Annotated in this window: 17 protein-coding genes; 7 read left to right on the forward strand and 10 right to left on the reverse strand. The window is 67.6% G+C overall.

Annotation, left to right across the window (positions count from 1 at the left end):
* The first annotated feature begins 149 nt into the window (after positions 1-149).
* The 3 genes from ACFWF1_RS03135 to ACFWF1_RS03145 all read left to right on the forward strand — a co-directional run bounded on the left by ACFWF1_RS03135 (position 150) and on the right by ACFWF1_RS03145 (position 2563).
* Positions 150-581 (forward strand): VOC family protein, encoded by a 432-nt coding sequence (locus ACFWF1_RS03135; RefSeq protein ID WP_379283152.1) that lies wholly within the window; start codon positions 150-152, stop codon positions 579-581.
* Positions 582-710: 129 nt separating this feature from the next.
* Positions 711-1718, forward strand: coding sequence for an ATP-binding cassette domain-containing protein (locus ACFWF1_RS03140; RefSeq protein ID WP_379283150.1), 1008 nt, complete (start codon positions 711-713; stop codon positions 1716-1718).
* Positions 1715-2563, forward strand: a complete 849-nt coding sequence (locus tag ACFWF1_RS03145) for an ABC transporter permease (protein WP_379283149.1) — start codon at positions 1715-1717, stop codon at positions 2561-2563. The genes ACFWF1_RS03140 and ACFWF1_RS03145 overlap by 4 nt, the downstream gene beginning before the upstream one ends.
* A 46-nt stretch (positions 2564-2609) precedes the next feature.
* On the opposite strand, the gene ACFWF1_RS03150 is transcribed toward ACFWF1_RS03145, so the two are convergent.
* Positions 2610-2822, reverse strand: coding sequence for a hypothetical protein (locus tag ACFWF1_RS03150; protein ID WP_379283148.1), 213 nt, complete (start codon positions 2820-2822; stop codon positions 2610-2612).
* 265 nt (positions 2823-3087) lie between these two features.
* On the opposite strand from ACFWF1_RS03150, the gene ACFWF1_RS03155 reads away from it, so the two are divergent.
* Complete coding sequence (locus ACFWF1_RS03155; protein WP_375907562.1) at positions 3088-3615, forward strand: peptidylprolyl isomerase; 528 nt, start codon at positions 3088-3090, stop codon at positions 3613-3615.
* 4 nt (positions 3616-3619) lie between these two features.
* A complete protein-coding gene (locus ACFWF1_RS03160; RefSeq protein ID WP_379283147.1) occupies positions 3620-4486 on the forward strand; it encodes a rhomboid family intramembrane serine protease in 867 nt (288 codons plus the stop codon).
* 166 nt (positions 4487-4652) lie between these two features.
* Here ACFWF1_RS03160 and ACFWF1_RS03165 read toward each other — a convergent pair whose 3' ends face one another.
* Both ACFWF1_RS03165 and crgA read right to left on the reverse strand, forming a co-directional pair.
* The gene (locus ACFWF1_RS03165) at positions 4653-5150 is read right to left on the reverse strand and encodes a PH domain-containing protein (protein WP_379283146.1); all 498 of its coding nucleotides are present in this window, start codon (positions 5148-5150) and stop codon (positions 4653-4655) included.
* 120 nt (positions 5151-5270) lie between these two features.
* The gene (crgA, locus tag ACFWF1_RS03170) at positions 5271-5534 is read right to left on the reverse strand and encodes a cell division protein CrgA (RefSeq protein WP_357380114.1); all 264 of its coding nucleotides are present in this window, start codon (positions 5532-5534) and stop codon (positions 5271-5273) included.
* A gap of 175 nt (positions 5535-5709) precedes the next feature.
* Here crgA and ACFWF1_RS03175 point away from each other — a divergent pair, with 175 nt between their 5' ends.
* Together ACFWF1_RS03175 and ACFWF1_RS03180 are read left to right on the forward strand one after the other, a co-directional pair.
* Positions 5710-6354, forward strand: a complete 645-nt coding sequence (locus ACFWF1_RS03175; protein WP_379283145.1) for an aminodeoxychorismate/anthranilate synthase component II — start codon at positions 5710-5712, stop codon at positions 6352-6354.
* A 414-nt stretch (positions 6355-6768) separates the two neighbouring features.
* Entirely contained in the window at positions 6769-7938 is a 1170-nt protein-coding gene (locus tag ACFWF1_RS03180) for a dihydrofolate reductase family protein (RefSeq protein ID WP_379283144.1), read from the forward strand.
* Here the strand turns inward: ACFWF1_RS03180 and ACFWF1_RS03185 are convergent.
* From ACFWF1_RS03185 to ACFWF1_RS03215, 7 genes are all read right to left on the reverse strand, one after another.
* The gene (locus ACFWF1_RS03185; RefSeq protein ID WP_379283143.1) at positions 7935-8354 is read right to left on the reverse strand and encodes a CBS domain-containing protein; all 420 of its coding nucleotides are present in this window, start codon (positions 8352-8354) and stop codon (positions 7935-7937) included. The two genes, ACFWF1_RS03180 and ACFWF1_RS03185, sit on opposite strands and share 4 nt — an antisense overlap.
* Before the next feature lie 104 nt (positions 8355-8458).
* Complete coding sequence (gene pknB, locus ACFWF1_RS03190; protein WP_379283142.1) at positions 8459-10363, reverse strand: Stk1 family PASTA domain-containing Ser/Thr kinase; 1905 nt, start codon at positions 10361-10363, stop codon at positions 8459-8461.
* Positions 10360-11889: a serine/threonine-protein kinase gene (locus ACFWF1_RS03195; protein WP_379283141.1), complete on the reverse strand. Its 1530-nt coding sequence runs from the start codon at positions 11887-11889 to the stop codon at positions 10360-10362. The genes pknB and ACFWF1_RS03195 overlap by 4 nt, the downstream gene beginning before the upstream one ends.
* A gap of 31 nt (positions 11890-11920) precedes the next feature.
* The gene (locus ACFWF1_RS03200) at positions 11921-13390 is read right to left on the reverse strand and encodes a peptidoglycan D,D-transpeptidase FtsI family protein (protein ID WP_379283140.1); all 1470 of its coding nucleotides are present in this window, start codon (positions 13388-13390) and stop codon (positions 11921-11923) included.
* Positions 13387-14877: an FtsW/RodA/SpoVE family cell cycle protein gene (locus tag ACFWF1_RS03205; protein ID WP_379283139.1), complete on the reverse strand. Its 1491-nt coding sequence runs from the start codon at positions 14875-14877 to the stop codon at positions 13387-13389. Before ACFWF1_RS03205 ends, ACFWF1_RS03200 begins: the two co-directional genes overlap by 4 nt.
* The gene (locus ACFWF1_RS03210) at positions 14877-16394 is read right to left on the reverse strand and encodes a PP2C family protein-serine/threonine phosphatase (protein WP_379283138.1); all 1518 of its coding nucleotides are present in this window, start codon (positions 16392-16394) and stop codon (positions 14877-14879) included. The genes ACFWF1_RS03205 and ACFWF1_RS03210 overlap by 1 nt, the downstream gene beginning before the upstream one ends.
* Entirely contained in the window at positions 16391-16858 is a 468-nt protein-coding gene (locus ACFWF1_RS03215) for an FHA domain-containing protein (protein WP_014980860.1), read from the reverse strand. The genes ACFWF1_RS03210 and ACFWF1_RS03215 overlap by 4 nt, the downstream gene beginning before the upstream one ends.
* Positions 16859-16888 lie beyond the last annotated feature (30 nt).

Here is a 16888-nt window from a genome sequence, read left to right on the forward strand (position 1 = left end):
CCGAGCACCGCCTGGATCGAGGTGCGACCTTTCGGCTGTTGCGGAGTGGAAAGCCGAGGCCGATTTTTGGGGCTGGGCAGCTCGCCAAAAACTCTGTACTTTGTAGAGAGAAAGCTTCGTCGCACGTCTGCACAGAAGGAATCGAGCGATTGCGCATCAACGCCTGCACCCTGTCCCTGACCGTGGCCGATATCGCCGCCACGCAACGATTCCTGGTCGATCACTTCGGCTACACCGAGGCAATCGCGGCCGACGGTTTCGTGTCGCTGACCCATCCGCAAGCGCCGCTGGGCATCGCGGTGCACGAGCTCGGTCTGGCGGTACTACCCGCGGAGCAACGGCATGTGCCCTCGCAGGGCGTCGCAATCGCCTTCACTGTCGATGACGCCGCGCGCGAGGAGGCGCGACTACGGGACGTCGGGGTGCCCATCACGTTGCCACTGATCGAACAACCCTGGGGCGAGAAGCTCTTCCAGGTGACCGACCCCAACGGAGTCATCGTGCAGGTTCTGGAATGGACGACGCCCGGTGCCGTCGAGCCGGGTCTTTCCGATGATCGAAAAACCGCACAAACCGGATGAAATTGTCGGTGGGTGGCGCAATACTGACTCGAGTATCGGAAATTGGTCCCGATCCAGCGAATTCGGTCGACGCCGGCGCACCGGCGTCGGGCAAATACATCCCATGAAAACTCACGACTCAGGAGAATCATGCCCGACGCAATAGTCGCCGAGGGACTGGTCAAACGCTACGGCGATCTGGTCGCCCTCGACGGACTCGACCTCGCGGTCCCGGAGGGGACCGTCACCGCGCTGCTCGGACCCAACGGCGCAGGTAAGACCACCACGGTCCGGGTGCTCAGCACCCTGCTCATACCCGACTCCGGTCGCGCCACCGTCGCGGGCATCGACGTGCTGCGCGATCCGCGGACGCTGCGCTCCCGGATCGGCGCGTCCGGCCAATACGCCGCGGTGGACGAATATCTCACCGGATTCGAGAATTTGGAAATGGTCGGGCGGCTGTATCACATGGGTGTGCAGCGCAGTAAAGAGCGAGCGCGCGAACTGCTCGACCGTTTCCGGCTCAGCGATGCCGCCGACCGTCCGGTGAAAACGTATTCCGGCGGTATGCGCAGGCGACTCGATCTGGCGGGCGCGTTGGTGGCCAAACCGCCGGTGCTGTTCCTCGACGAGCCGACCACCGGCCTGGATCCGCGGGCCAGGCTCGACCTGTGGGATGTCATCGAGGAGTTGGTCGCGGGCGGCACCACGCTGCTGCTCACCACCCAGCACATGGACGAGGCCGATCGGCTGGCCGACGCGATCGCGGTGATCGACCACGGCAAGGTGATCGCGCGTGGCACCGCCGACGAGCTCAAGACCATGGTCGGCGGCGACCGGATCGAGCTCACCGTGGACCATGCCGACAATCTCGATACCGCGGTGCGGGCGCTGAAAGACCTGGCGGACGGCGAGATTCACGTCGAGCCCGGGCTGCGCCGAATCATCGTCCCGGTCTCGGACGGCTCGCAGGCGCTGGTCGCGGCGATCGGCAAACTCGCCGAGCACGATGTGAAAATCCATGACGTCGGCCTGCGCCGGCCCTCGCTCGACGATGTGTTCCTCACCCTCACCGGGCACGAGGCGGAAGAACTGGTCAACGACAACGGCCGGGCCGCGGCCGGCGAACTCGAAGCGGCGGAAGGAAAGACGCGATGACCACGACGGCTCCGGTATACGACCGGCCCTCGCTCGGCGACCGGCTGTCGATGGTGGTCAGCGACAGCCTGACCATCGCGAAGCGCGGGGTCATCAAGATCAGGCGGGTACCCGACGTGCTGATCTTCTCGACGCTCTCGCCGATCATGTTCGTGCTGCTGTTCGCCTACATCTTCGGCGCGGCGATCGACGTGCCGGGCGTCTCCGGTGGGTATCGGGAGTTCTTGATCGCGGGCATCTTCGCGCAGACCGTAGTGTTCGGCGCGTCGTTCACCGGTTCCGCGCTGGCCGAGGACATGCAGAAGGGCATCATCGATCGGTTCCGGTCGCTGCCGATGGCGCCGTCCGCCGTGCTGATCGGCCGGACCCTCAGCGACGTGGTGATCAACGTGGTCAGCCTGACGGTGATGTCGCTGACCGGCCTGGTGGTCGGCTGGCGGATTCGCGGATCGTTCCTGGACGCGGTGCTGGCCTACGTGCTGCTCTTGCTGTTCGCCTACGCGGTGTCCTGGGTGATGGCCTTCGTCGGCCTGCTGGTCCGCGCACCGGAGGTCTTCAACAACGCCAGCTTCATCGTGGTGTTCCCGCTGACGTTCATCGGCAATACCTTCGTGCCGAGCGAGAAGCTGCCGACAGTGCTCCGGGTGATCGCCGAATGGAACCCGGTATCCGCGCTCACCCAGGCGACCCGCGACCTCTTCGGCAACACCAGCGACCTGGCCCCGGAGCCCACCGCCTGGTCGCTGCTGCATCCCGAAGTGACCACGCTGATCTGGGTGGTGGTGATCATGGTGATCTTCGTGCCGTTGGCGGTCGGGCAGTACAAGAAGACTGTCAGCCGCTGAGCAGCGAGGGGTGCTACCAACCCTGCGTCTCGGTGCTCAGATCGCGTCAGTTATCTCCGTGGGCCATTCCGTGGGCAACAGGAGCAGGCGCAGAGCCGTTGCGGGAGTAGCCGATGCGCGGCGGCGCCGGGGCGGGCGCGGGCGGCTGCGGCCGCTTGCTGCGGATCAGCAGGGCCACGGCACCCGCCAGCGCGACGGCGGCCGCGACAATGAGCCGGTTACGAGTACGTGCGGATACATGTAGGGGCCCCAAGGTCATTGGCCCATGCTGGCACAACCGGGCCGTTCATGCAGTAGCGCCAGCTCAGCGGCGTGCTCGGCGGTTCGGATCCGCTACCCATCCGCTCAGGTCGAGCAGCGGCGGGTGACCGACAGCTCAGCCTCGACGCGGCGGCGCAGGCTTTCGTTCATGCCCGGGTAACCCAGCGCGCGGACCCGGATCTCGACCACTCGGCGCAACCCGACACGAGTGGCACCGGTCGGTGCGCTGAAGTTCCGGGGCGGCGAGACCGTAGCATTGCGGCGTGACCTCACCGAATCAGACCGCTGTGGCGACGCTCCACACGAATCGCGGCGACATCAAGATCTCGCTCTTCGGTAACCACGCGCCCAAGACGGTCCGCAACTTCATCGGCCTCGCCGACGGTTCGGCGCCGTACACCACCGCGAACGCGAGCGGCGGCAGCACCGGCCCGTTCTACGACGGCGCCGTGTTCCACCGCGTGATGGCCGGGTTCATGATTCAGGGCGGGGATCCCACCGGCACCGGGCGCGGCGGACCCGGCTACGAGTTCGGCGACGAGTTCCACCCGGAACTGCGCTTCGACCGCGGCTACCTGCTGGCGATGGCCAATGCGGGGCCGGCCACCAACGGCTCGCAGTTCTTCATCACCGTCGGCGCGCAGCCGCACCTCAACCGCAAGCACAGCATCTTCGGCGAGGTCGTCGATCCGGAGTCGCGCAAGGTCGTCGACGCGATCGCCACCACCGCCACCGACCGCAACGACCGCCCCCTGGAATCCGTCGAAATCACCAAGATCACGATCGAATGAGGTTATGACCGCCCAGCCGCCTGCGCAGACGTGCGTTCGCCATCCCCAACGTCCGACCGGCCTGGCGTGTACGCGCTGCGGACGGCCCGCCTGCCCGGAATGCCTGCGTCCCGCGGCGGTCGGCCAGCACTGTGTCGACTGCCTCCGGCAAGAGCAGCGTGACGTGGCACCGGTGCGCACCGTCGCGGGTGCGCCGGTGGCCAGGGCGTCCCTGCCGTACGCGACCTACGCGCTGATCGCGATCAACGTCGCGATCTACGCGATCACCGCGGCACAGTCGAAGAGCCTGCTGGAGAACCGGACCTCGGCGCTGTTCCACGACTGGGTGCTCTTTCCGCCGTACGTCGCGGACGGCCAGTGGTTCCGGGTGATCGGTTCCGGCTTCCTGCACTACGGTCCGATCCACCTGCTGCTCAACATGTTCGCGCTGTACATGATCGGCCGGGATACCGAGCTGGTGCTCGGGCGGCTGCGTTACCTCGCGGTCTATCTCGTGTCGTTGCTCGGTGGCTCCGCCGCGGTGATGGCGTTCTCGCAGGACACCGCGACCGCGGGTGCCTCGGGCGCGGTGTACGGCCTGTTCGGCGCGATCACCGTGATCCTGATCCGGCTGCGGCAGAACCCGAATCAGATGCTGATCCTGATCGGCATCAACGTCTTCATCAGCTTCTCGCTGCCGGGCATCTCGCTGTGGGGACACCTCGGCGGACTGGCCGCAGGCACGATCGCGACGCTGGGCATCCTGTTCCTGCCCGGCTGGCTGCGCGCGACATCGCAAGGGACGGCTCGCCTCATCGGCTGGGTCGCCGTCGTGCTGGTCGCGCTGGTGGCGGTCGGCGTGATCGGCGCTACCGCAATGTCGCTGGCCTGATTCGCGATTCGCGGCTTCACGTGAAACACGAGGAGCCGCGCCACGGACGTGTCATCGGCTGCGCTTACTCCTGCCACCGCGCGCGATCGGTGCGCACACGAATTTACTGACCATCCCGTGACCGCAGCATCCGATGCGGCCTGTGCATAACTCCGCCCGGCGAGGGTCAGCGAGTGGTCTCGCCGGACAGCCGGAGGGTCTGCACGAGGGTGTCGTACACATCGTCGGGCCGGGTGCCGAGATCCCAGCGGCCGAAGATCAGCAGCCGTTCGGTGCCGTCGTGGTCGACGTCGATCTCCAGCATCGGCATCTTGCGACCCAGACGGCGATAGTCGACGACCCTGGCGCGGATGATCTGATCGCGGGCGTATTCGTCGGCGCCGAGCAGGTTGCGCACGACCAGGCGCGGGTCGGCGCCGGGGACCACGGTGAGCCGAGGACGCTGCCGGAAACCCAGCCCGGCCAGCACCAATAGGCCCGCCGCCGCCAATCCGACGAGTAGCCGACTGGCGGCCTCGTCGGCCAGGATCGCGGCAACGGCGAGGATGATGCCGCCACCGGTGACCGCGATGAGCGCGGGTGCCGGTGTGGTCCAGGCGAGGCGCGGGGTGGCGTCGCGCGAGTCGGGATCCAACGGCTGGGGATCGGGAGAATCAGGTGTCACGCGTCACTTTCCCCAATCGCTCCTCGAGTTGTCCACAGGTTCATCCACAGGTGTGCATGAATGACACGTCTGTAATCCAGATGTGGTGTCCGCGTTACCCGGAACAACCTAGATGTGGTGTCAACGCCACCGCATGGTCATGATCAGGCCGACGACCATGAGGCCGAATCCGATCAGGAAGTTCCAGGCGTTCAGGTCGCTCATCCAGCCGATGTGGTCGGCGGCGAGGTAGTAGACGAGCAGCCACGCCAGTCCGGCGAGCATGAACCCGAGCATGATGGTGACGTACCAGACCGGCGACGGCCCGACCTTCACCTTCACCGGCGTCCGGCTGGCAGGGTTGATCGTGTAGTCGGTCTTCTTCCGGACCTTCGACTTGGGCATGACGTCCTCGTATTTCGGCGTGCAGGTCGGTACCGGCGGGGCAGGCGCGTGTGGGGTCGTGCGGAGCTCGCTCGCCACGGTGGACGAGGGCTCTGGCGCCCTCCGGTGTGTCTCTAGGCTATCCCAACTGGTATTGGATGCGACGCGGCGCCGTGCGGGGACGTAATCTCGGACCATGCGTGTTCTCGTCGTCGACAATTACGACAGCTTCGTGTTCAACCTGGTCCAGTACCTCGGTCAGCTTGGCGTCGAGGCCGTGGTCTGGCGCAACGACGACGCGAACCTGGCCGATGTGGACGCGGTCGTCGCCGAATTCGACGGCATCCTGATCAGCCCCGGCCCCGGCACCCCCGATCGAGCGGGCCGCAGCATCGACCTGGTGCGCGCCTGCGCCGCCCAGGCCGTCCCGCTGCTCGGCGTGTGCCTGGGCCATCAGGCCATCGGCGAGGCCTTCGGTGCCACCGTGACTCGCGCGCCGGAGCTGCTGCACGGCAAGACCAGCTCGGTCTTCCACATCGGTGCGGGCGTGCTGGCCGGCCTGCCCGACCCGTTCACCGCCACCCGCTACCACTCGCTCACCGTGCTCGAGGAGACCCTGCCCGAGGAGATCGAGGTGCTCGGCCGCACCGAGACCGGCATCGTGATGGCGATGCGCCATCGCACCCTGCCGATCCACGGCGTGCAGTTCCATCCCGAATCGGTGCTGACTCAGGGCGGGCATCGGATGCTGGCCAACTGGCTCGGCAGCTGCGGCGAACGGCCGGCCGAGGGTTTGGTGGAGATGCTGGAGGCGGAGGTCGCGGCGCTGGTGCTGCAGTGAGTGCGCACCGGTGAGCGAACCAATGGCATCGCGGGCGTTCGCGCACGGCGGAGCCGACCGCCGGCGAGGTGCGGCCGTGAGTGTGCCGCAGCGTCGCGAACTGCGCGGCGCAGCTGCGTGGACCCATGATCAGCGAGTTGTCGGCCGAGGTGGCCCAGGCAGCGCGAAGTTGCGCGCCGTGTGGGCGCAGCCGCGGATGAGCGCAGGCAGCGAGCTATCAGTGCGTGGCGGCGGCACGACTGTGCGTGCGCGAGGGGTCGACATCGGCTCGCTAATGCGTGGCGAAGGTGAGTTCCAGCCCCGCGCGGCTATGGGTGGTCCGCTGGCATTTCGGCGGGGCGCGTTCGGTGTCGATCGTGCGAAGCCGCAGGTGCGGCGTAGGCAATGCAAGGCCGTTGTGGATGAGGTGCGGTTGTGAGTAACAGCGAGCAAGACGGCACTGTCGGCTCCCCAGCGCACGGCGTCACTCGTCCCCATGTGCTGCTTTCCGTCGCGGTGAGTGTCGACGGGTACATCGATGACGCGAGCGGCGACCGGCTGCGGTTGTCGGATGCGGCGGATTTCGATCGCGTCGACCAGGTGCGCGCGGATTCCGATGCGATCTTGATCGGGGCCGAGACGCTGCGCCGCGACAATCCCCGGCTGCTGGTCGACAGCGCCGAGCGCCGGGCGGCGCGGATCGCCGCGGGCAAGCCGGAGTTTCCGCTGAAGATCACCGTGACGGCCGGCGGTGAGCTGGATCCGGAGTTGCGGTTCTGGCATCACGGCGGCGACAAGCTCGTCTACACGACCGAGGCGGGGGCAAAGCGGCTCGCCGACAGCTTGTCCGGGCTCGCCGAAGTCGTTTCGCTCGGAACCGAACTCGACTTCGGCGTGCTGCTGGACGAACTGGGCCGCCGCGGCATCGCGCGCCTCATGGTCGAGGGCGGCACCCGCATCCACACCACCTTCCTCGCCGCCGACCTCGCGGACGAACTGCACCTGGCCGTCGCGCCCCTGCTGGTCGGCGACCCCGCAGCACCCCGATTCCTCGATGCCGCAAGCTTTCCCGGCACCCCGCACCGCCGCATGCGACTGGCCGACGTCAGTCAGGTCGGTGATATCGCGGTCCTGCGCTACCTCCCGAAGTCAGCAGGCCGGACCGACCAGGACTTCATGCGACGCGCTATCGAACTCGCGCGGCTCTGCCCGCCGAGCGAGACAGCGTTCTCCGTCGGCGCGGTAATCGTGGCCGATGGTGTGGAGATCGCCACCGGTTACTCGCGTGAGACCGATGCCAAGGTGCACGCCGAGGAATCCGCGCTGAACAAGCTCGACGCGGACGATCCCCGCCTCGCGCGGGCGACGATCTACACCACCCTCGAACCGTGTTCGCAGCGCGGCACGGCGTCCCGGCTGCCGTGCACCGACCGGATCCTGCGGGCGGGGATTCCCCGGGTGGTCCTCGCCTGGCGTGAACCCGCGACCTTCGTGACCAACTGCGTCGGCGTGGAAAAACTACGGGAGCACGGCGTCGAGGTGGTCGAGCTGACCGAGTTGGCGGAGGCGGCGATGGCGATGAACCGCCACCTCGAGCTGTCCTAGGGCCGACCGTAGAGCGCGGTGACGAATTCGCCGAGCTGGTTGTCGTCGAGGTGCCTGGCCAGGTCGGCCTCGCTGATCATGCCGACGAGACGCTTGTTGTCGATCACCGGCATCCGCTTGATCCGGTGCATCTCCATCGCGTCGAGCACATCCTCGACATCGGCGTCGGCGTCGACCCAGCGCGGCGTCGATTCGCACAGCTCGGCGGCGCGCGTGGTGGCCGGGGAACGGCCCTGCGCAATGCATTTCACGACGATGTCGCGATCGGTGATGATCCCGCACATCCGGTCGTTGTCGTCGGCGATGACGAGCGATCCCACGCCGAGTTCGGCCATCACCCTGGCGGCCTTGCCGACGGTCTCATCCTTGGAGATCCACTGTGCACCGGGTTTCATGATGTCCCTGGCGGTGGTCATGCGGGGCTACCTCCTCGTACTCAGCCGAGCTGAAGTGGGATGAAGCAGCCCCATTCTCCCGCCGATCACACCGACCGGTCTGTGTTTTTACGAAATGCGCCCTGTCACGGCGGACCGAGGACACCGACGCCGACGGCCACCGTCCCGTTCTTCGGGATCGAACCGCTGGCCGACGGCTGCTGGCTCAGGATCCGGCCGACGCTGCTGGTATCGAACGTGCCCTGCGGCGACTGGCTGATCTGGCTCTGCGTGCCGGTCCAACCCTCCGCACGCAGCTTGTCCACCGCCTGCGCGACCGTCAGCCCGACCAGCGACGGCATCTTGATCTGGTCGCTGGACACCTGAACGGTGACCGTCGAGCCCTTCTCGGCCGTCGCGCCGCCCGCGGGGCTGGTCGAGAGCACCTCGCCCTTGGGCCGCGACGACGGCACCTCTTGGATCTGGATCTTGAAGCCGGCGCTGTCCACCAGGTTCGGCTTGGCGACGTCGATGTCCTGCCCGATCACGTTCGGCACCCGGACCGACTCCGGACCGGAGCCGATGGTGATGACGATGGCCTTGTCGACGTCGACCCTGGAGCCCGCCGACGGATCCTGTCCGATGACCTTGTCGGTGTCCTGCGTGCTGGACGGCTTCTTCTGCACCTGCGGATCGATCTTCAGGTTGCTGTTGCGCAACGCCACTTCGGCTTCCTGCTGGCTCATCCCGTCGAGCTTGGGCACCTGAACCTGCGCGGGACCGGTGGACACCTGCAGCGTGATGGTGCTGCCCTTGTCCTGCCGGGAACCGCCGAGCGGCGCGGTGGAGATGACATTGCCGGTCGCGACCTTGCTGTCCGGCTTCTGCTGGATGGCGACCTTGAAGCCCGCCTGCTGCAACGCGTCCGTCGCCTGCTGCGAGGTCTTGCCCGAAAGGTCGGGCACGGCAACCTGATCCGGCTTGCTGCCCGGTCCGATCAGCACCCAGAACAGGGCGAGCAGCACGGCGACACCGGCGGCCGCGGCGATGCCGATATAGATGGTGCGGCGTGCGCCGCCGGACTCGGGCGGGCCCTGCTCGGCGGTGTCGTCGTCGCGTTCGACGGTGCGGTAGCTGCGCGGCGCGGGCTCGTTGGCGCCGAAGACGGTGGTGCGGTCCTCGTCGGTCATCACCATCGGGGCGATCGGCTTCTGCCCGCCGAGCACCCGGATCAGGTCGGCTCGCATCTCGGCCGCGCTCTGATAGCGGTTGGCCGGGTTCTTGCTCATCGCCTTGAGGATCACCGAGTCGAGCTCGCGCGGTATGCCGGGATGCACGTGCGACGGCAGCCGCGGATCCTCCCTGACGTGCTGGTAGGCCACCGCGACCGGCGAGTCACCGGTGAAAGGTGGCTCACCGGTGAGGATTTCGAACAGCACACAGCCGACGGAGTACACGTCGGACCGGGCGTCGACCGTCTCGCCGCGCGCCTGCTCGGGCGAAAGGTATTGCGCGGTACCGATCACCGCGGCGGTTTGCGTCATCGGGTTGGCGGCGTCGGCGATCGCCCGAGCGATGCCGAAGTCCATCACCTTCACCGCGCCGACCCGGTTGATCATGATGTTGGCGGGCTTCATGTCGCGGTGCACGATGCCGGCCTTGTGGCTGAAATCCAGTGCGGCACAGACATCCGCGACGACTTCCATGGCCCGGCGCGGCGGCAGCGGACCCTGGCCGCGCACGATATCGCGCAGCGTATCGCCCTCGACGTACTCCATCACGATATAGGGCAGCGGACCGTCGTCGACCTTGGCCTCGCCGGTGTCGTACACCGCGACGATGGCCGGATGATTCAACGCCGCGGCGTTCTGCGCCTCGCGCTTGAATCTCAGGTAGAAGGTGGGATCGCGGGCCAGATCGGCCCGCAGCACCTTGATCGCCACGTCCCGGCTGAGCCGCAGATCCCGCGCCTTGTGCACCTCGGACATGCCGCCGAACCCGATGATCTCGCCCAGCTCATAGCGGGAGGAGAGATTCTTCGGGGTCGTCATTGTTGTCCTTGCGAAGAGTTATTTGGCGCGCTCGGGGTAGCCGCGGGGTTCCGGGCACCGGGGTTGTTGTTCCCCGGAAATGGTATGTCGATGGTGGGGATTCGGGGCAGGGTGGTGGGCGGAGTCGTCGTCGGCTTCGTGGTCTTCGGCGGCGTCGTCGTGCTCGGCGGCGGTGTGGTCGTCGTCGGCTCGGGCGTCGTCGTCGGCGGTTCGGTGGTGGTGGTCGGCGCTTCGGTGGTGGTCACCACCGGCGGCGGAACAGGTTTGGGCGTCGTCGTGCTGGTCACCGGCGGCGGTGGCGGCTTGGGCGCGGGTGTGGACGAGGTGACCGGTGGGACCTTGGTATCAGGGTTCGTGTCGCCGCCGAACATCAGATAGAGCACGGCGGCGAGCAGCAGCACCGCACCGGCGCCGAGCGCGACCATCCACTTCTGAGTTGTGTTGAAGCGCTGGCCGTTACCCGGCGACACCTGGTTACCGCCGGTGCCCGGATTGAGCATCGTCGCGGGAGCCCCGGCTCCGTTGGCGTAGCCCGCGTTGCCGAGTGCCGCGCCGGCCGGCGCGGAGTAGTGCACCGTTGCGCCGTCGAAATCCGTTGGCGTGGAAGGAATCGCGACGGTCGGTCCGGGCGGCAGCACCCGGGTGGCACCGGTCATCGACAGCGACGGGTTGGCCCCGGTCGGCGTCGGTGGCCTGCGGCCGGCGCGCACCGCGGCCACCGCGTCGGCGAATTCGCCGCCGCGCGAATAGCGACCCTTCGGATCCTTGCCCATGGTGATTTCGATCAGCTCGCGCACGTTGGCGGGCAGGTCGCCCGGCATCGGCGGCGGCGTCTCGCGGACATGCTTCATCGCGACGGTGATCGCGCCGTCGCCGCTGAACGGCCGAGTGCCGGCCAGCGCCTCGTAGCCGACCACGCCGAGCGAGTACACGTCGCTGGCGGCGGTCGCGTCCTCGCCGACCGCCTGCTCCGGCGCGATGTACTGCGCGGTGCCCATCACCATGCCGGTCTTGGTCACCGGCGAGGCGTCCACGGCCTTGGCGATGCCGAAGTCGGTGATCTTCACCTGACCGGTCGGCGTCACCAGAATGTTGCCCGGCTTCACGTCGCGGTGCACCACACCGGCCCGATGCGCCACGTCCAGCGCCCGGCCGGTCTGCTCGAGCATGTCGAGCCCCTGCCCGACGGAGAGCCTGCCGAGCCGGTTCAGCACCGTGTTCAGCGGCTCGCCCTGGACCAGTTCCATGACCAGATAGGCGGTTTCGCTGCCCTGCGGGTCGGTGGTCTCGCCGTAGTCGTAGATGCCGGCGATCCCAGGGTGGTTCAGCTGGGCGGTGGTCCTGGCCTCGGTGCGGAACCGATGCCGGAACGTCGGGTCGGCGGAGAACTCCGATTTGAGCACCTTGACGGCCACCCGGCGATCGAGCCGGGTGTCCAGCGCCTCCCAGACCTGGCCCATGCCGCCGGTCGCGATCAGGCGTTGCAGGCGGTAGCGGTCGGCGATCATCGCACCGTTGTTCAGCATCCCCGTACCTTCACTCGCACATCCATATCGTTCAGCCGCCTCGCAGACCGGCGTCCAAGACCGCACGCGCGATCGGCGCGGCCACCTTGCCGCCGGTCGCGCCGAGTGCCCGGTCGCCGCCGTTCTCCACGATCACCGCGATGGCGATCTTCGGATTCTGCGCGGGCGCGAAGGCGATGTACCAGGCGTGCGGAGGGGTATTACGTGGATCGCTGCCGTGCTCGGCGGTGCCGGTCTTGGACGCGATCTGATAGCGGGCGGAGGACTGGCCACCGGTGGTGTTGTTCTCCGACGCGATCATCAGATTCGTCAGCTGTGACGCTACCTGGGCATTGAACGCTTGGCCGAGCGAGACCGGCTTGGTCTTGGACAATTCACTGAGGTCGGGCCCTTGCAGTTGGTCGATCAGGTGTGGCTCCATCCGGACGCCGCCGTTGGCCACGGTCGCCGCGATCACCGCGTTGTCCAGCGGCGTCAGGGCCACGTCCCGCTGCCCGATGGCGCTCTGGGCCATCGCGGCGTTGTCCGGGATGGTGCCGACGGTGCTCTCCGCGACCGGAATCGGGATGGACCGGTTCTCGCCGATGCCGAAGGCGGCGGCCTGGTCCTTCAGTTTCGCGGCGCCGACCTTGACGCCGAGTTCGGCGAACGCGGTGTTGCAGGAGAGGCGGAACGCGTCGGTCAGCGAGGCGGTCTGGCCCGAGCCGCAGGTCGAGCCGCCGTAGTTCTCCAGCGTGGTGCTGGTGCCCGGCAGCGTGATGTTCGGTGCCGCGGTGAATTGATCGTCCGGTGTCGCGATGTTGTTCGCCAGCGCGGCTGCGGTGAGCACCACCTTGAACGTGGAACCGGGCGGATAGGTCTGCGAGACAGCCCGATTCAGCATCGGCTGGCGTGGGTCCGCGTTCAGCGCCTCCCAGGTCTGGGTGCCGTGCGCGCCGTCGTGGCTGGACAGCTGGTTCGGGTCGTAGCTCGGGGTGGACACCATGGTGAGGATGCGGCCGGTGCTCGGCTCGATCGCGACCACCGAGCCGGTGAAGCCCTTGCTGGTCAGCTGGTCGTAGGCGACCTGCTGCATGGCCGGGTCGAGGGTGGTGAGCACGTTACCGCCGCGCGGATCGCGCCCGGACACCATGTCGATGAGCCGCTGCCCGAACAGGTGGCTGTCGGAGCCGTTGAGCACCGAATCCTCGGCCCGCTCCAAACCTGTTGTGCGGTACTGCATCGAGTAGAAGCCGGTGGCGGGCGCGTAGGCCTCGGGCGAGCTCGGGTAGGTGCGCAGGTACTTGTAGCGGTCTTCGGTGGCGACCGAGTTGGCCAGCACGGTGCCGCCCGCGGAGATCTGGCCACGCTGGCGGGAGTACTCGTCGAGCAGCACCCGGGAGTTGCGCGGGTCGGCGCGGTAGTCGTCGGCCTTGATCACCTGCACGTAGGTGGCGTTGAGCAGCAGCGCGACGATCATCACCATCACGGCGATGGCGACCCGGCGTAGCGGAGTGTTCACGTCGCGGGCCCCGCTTCCGGTCGGCCCGCTTCGGGCTTGCGCAACAGCTCGGTGGTCATCTCCGCGATCGGTGCGGCAGGCACGGCCTTGCGGGCCGGTGCCGGTGCGCGCGCCGCGTCCGAGACCTTGATCAGCAACGCGAGCAGCGCGTAGTTGGCCAGCAGCGACGAACCACCGTAGGACATGAACGGCGTGGTGAGACCGGTCAGCGGGATCAGCTTGGTGACACCGCCGACCACCACGAACAGCTGGATCGCGACGGTGAACGCCAGGCCGGCCGCCAGCAGCTTGCCGAAGCTGTCCCGCACGGCGAGCGCGGTGCGCAGGCCGCGCACGATGAACACCAGGAACAGCACCAGCACCGCGGTGAGCCCGATCAGGCCGAGCTCCTCGCCGATCGTGGTGATGATGAAGTCGGTCTTGGCGAAGGGCACCTTGTTGGGCCTGCCGCCGCCGAGCCCGGTACCCGCCAGCCCGCCGGTGGCCAGCCCGAACAGCGACTGGGAGATCTGGTAGCCGGTGTTGTTGTAGTCGTCGAACGGGTGCAACCAGACCTGGGTGCGCACCTTGACGTGGCTGAAGGTCTGGTAGGCGAAGAAGAATCCGAGGGTGAGCAGCGCGCCGCCGATGATCAGCCAGCCCACCCGCTCGGTGGCGATGTAGAGCATCACCAGCACCGTGCTGAAGATCAGCAGCGAGGTGCCGAGGTCCTTCTCGAAGACGAGCACGCCGACGCAGACGATCCAGACCACCACGATCGGGCCGAGGTCGCGCCCGCGCGGGAACTCCATGCCGAGCAGGTGCCGCCCGGCGGCGGTGAACAGGTCGCGCTTGGCCACCAGCACCGAGGCGAAGAAGATGATCAGCAGAATCTTCGCGAATTCCGCGGGCTGGATGCTGAATCCGGTGATCTTGATCCAGTTCTTCGAGCCGTTGATCTCGGAGAATCGGGCGGGCAGTGCCGCGGGCAGCGCCAGCGCGAGCAGCCCGACCAGGCCGAGGGTGTAGCCGTAGCGGGCCAGCGTCCGGTAATCCCGCAACACGATCAGCAGCACCACGAACACCACCATGCCGAGCGCGGTCCACAGGATCTGCTGGTTGGCGTCAGGGGAGGGCACCGGCAACGCGTTGTAGATCGCTTCCTGCTGATCGGCCAGGTCGAGCCGGTGGATCAGCACCAGCCCGAGACCGTTGAGCACCGCGACGATCGGCAGCAACAGCGGATCGGCGAACGGCGCGAACCGGCGCACCGCGAGATGCGCCACCCCGAACAAGGCGAGGAAGGCCAGCCCGTACTTGGCGATGTCCCAGGTGATCGACTGCTCTTGACTGGCCTCGACCAGGAACAGCGAGACCGTCGTGATCACCGCGGCGCCCGCGAGTAACAACAGTTCGATATTGCGTCGGGTGCTCGGCGGTGGCGCGGGAGCGAAGCCGCCGGGAGGACTGGGAAAAGCCCCAGCGGACGGCGGTGCCGGCGCGGACATCAGTCCGTCACCCGGCAGTTCTCCCCCGCGATCTGGGGGTTCGGCGACGCGGACGACGACGGAACCGGGGCCTCCGACTTCGTCGGCGTCTTGATCTCGGTGCCCCGTGCGTCACCGGTACCCGGCGCGGGCGGCGCCGGTTCGGGGGTCGGGGTGACCGCGGTGTTCGGGACAGGCGGCGCGAGCGAGGCTGGCGGTGCCGGATCAGGGATCGGCGTCGGCAGGACGCCGGGCTGCGGCACCGATGTCTTCGCCGGGCACGGCGGCAGCAGTTCGCCCTGCGCGACGGAGCGCATCTGCTCCTTGGCCCGATCCAGCGAACCGGGCGGCAGCCCCTTGCCGACCTGCTCGCGTCCGGTCTGCTTGAGGTCGGTGACCTTCAGCTGCTTGCAGGACGACGGCATATCGGCGCCGGGGTCGACCAGGGAGAGCTCCCCGGTCTTGGTGACGCAGCCGACCAGATTCACGTCGTGGATCGAATACCCGAGCACCGAGCCGGGTAGCCCGCGCAGGATCACCACCGAGCCGTTGTCGGCCCCGACGTAGTAGTTGCTGCGAATCATCTTGTAGCCGACCAGCAGTCCGACCCCGACGGCGATCACCAGCGCGAACGCCAGCACGATCCAGCGCAGCTTGCGCGCCTTGCCCTTCGGTTCCGGCTCCGGCGCGGCGGCGGCCCGGCGCGGCGCGGCCCGCGGCGGCCGCATGGCTGCCGCGCGTCCGGCCGCGGTATTCGGCGGCGGCGTGTCCTCGTCCACCCCGGACGCGGCACCGGCCACGATCGGATGGCTCTGGCCGTAATCGAGATCGATGACATCGGCGACGACGACCGTGACATTGTCCGGACCGCCGCTGCGCAACGCGAGTTCGATGAGCCGGTCGGCGCATTCGTCGGTGCTGCCCTCGCGCATGGTGTTCGCGATGGTCTCATCGCTCACCACATCGGACAGGCCGTCCGAGCACAGCAGATAACGATCCCCGGCCCGCGCCTCACGCATGATCAGCGTCGGCTCGATCTCGTTGCCGGTGAGCGCGCGCATGATCAGCGAGCGCTGCGGGTGCGTGTGCGCCTGCTCCGGCGTGATCCGGCCCTCGTCGACCAGTGACTGGACGAACGTGTCGTCCCTGGTGATCTGGGCCAGCTCGCCGCCGCGCAGCATGTACGCGCGGGAATCGCCGATATGCACCAGGCCGAGTTTCTTGCCTGCGAACAGGACCGCGGTGAGCGTGGTGCCCATCCCGTCGAGCTCGGGCTCCTCCTCGACCTGATCGGCGATGGCGGCATTGCCCTCCCTGGTCGCCGCGTCGAGCTTGCCGAGCAGATCGTCGCCGGGCTCGTCGTCGTCCAGGTGGGCGAGCGCGGCGATCATCAACTGCGACGCCACCTCGCCCGCGGCATGGCCACCCATCCCGTCGGCGAGCGCTAGTAAGCGCGCACCCGCGTAGACAGAGTCTTCATTGTTGCCTCGGACAAGTCCGCGGTCGCTACGCGCTGCGTAGCGGAGAACGAGAGTCACGATCGCAGCTCGATCACTGTTTTGCCGACACGGACAGGAGTGCCGAGCGGAACCCGCACGGCAGTGGTGACTTTCGCGCGATCGAGGTAGGTGCCGTTCGTCGAGCCGAGATCTTCGACGTACCAATCATCGCCACGCGGGGACAATCGCGCATGTCTTGTCGAGGCGTAATCATCGGTGAGCACCAGCGTGGAGTCGTCCGCACGCCCGATCAGCACCGGTTGGGTGCCTAGCGAGATGCGGGTGCCGGCGAGTGAACCTTGAGTCACCACAAGAAATTTGGCGCCCTTCTGGCCCCGGCTGAAGGAGGGCAGCACCGCGGAACCGCGTGCGGCCCTGGGCTGTATCCGTATGCCGGATGCCGCGTAGATGTCGCTGCGCAAGGTGCGCAGCACCGCCCACACGAACAACCACAACAGCAGCAGGAACCCCGCACGGGTCAGTTGCAGTATCAGTCCCTGCACGGCGTTCCACCTCCTGTTCGACCGTGTATG

The organism is Nocardia sp. NPDC060255, assembly GCF_042727395.1.
Classification (GTDB): domain Bacteria; phylum Actinomycetota; class Actinomycetes; order Mycobacteriales; family Mycobacteriaceae; genus Nocardia.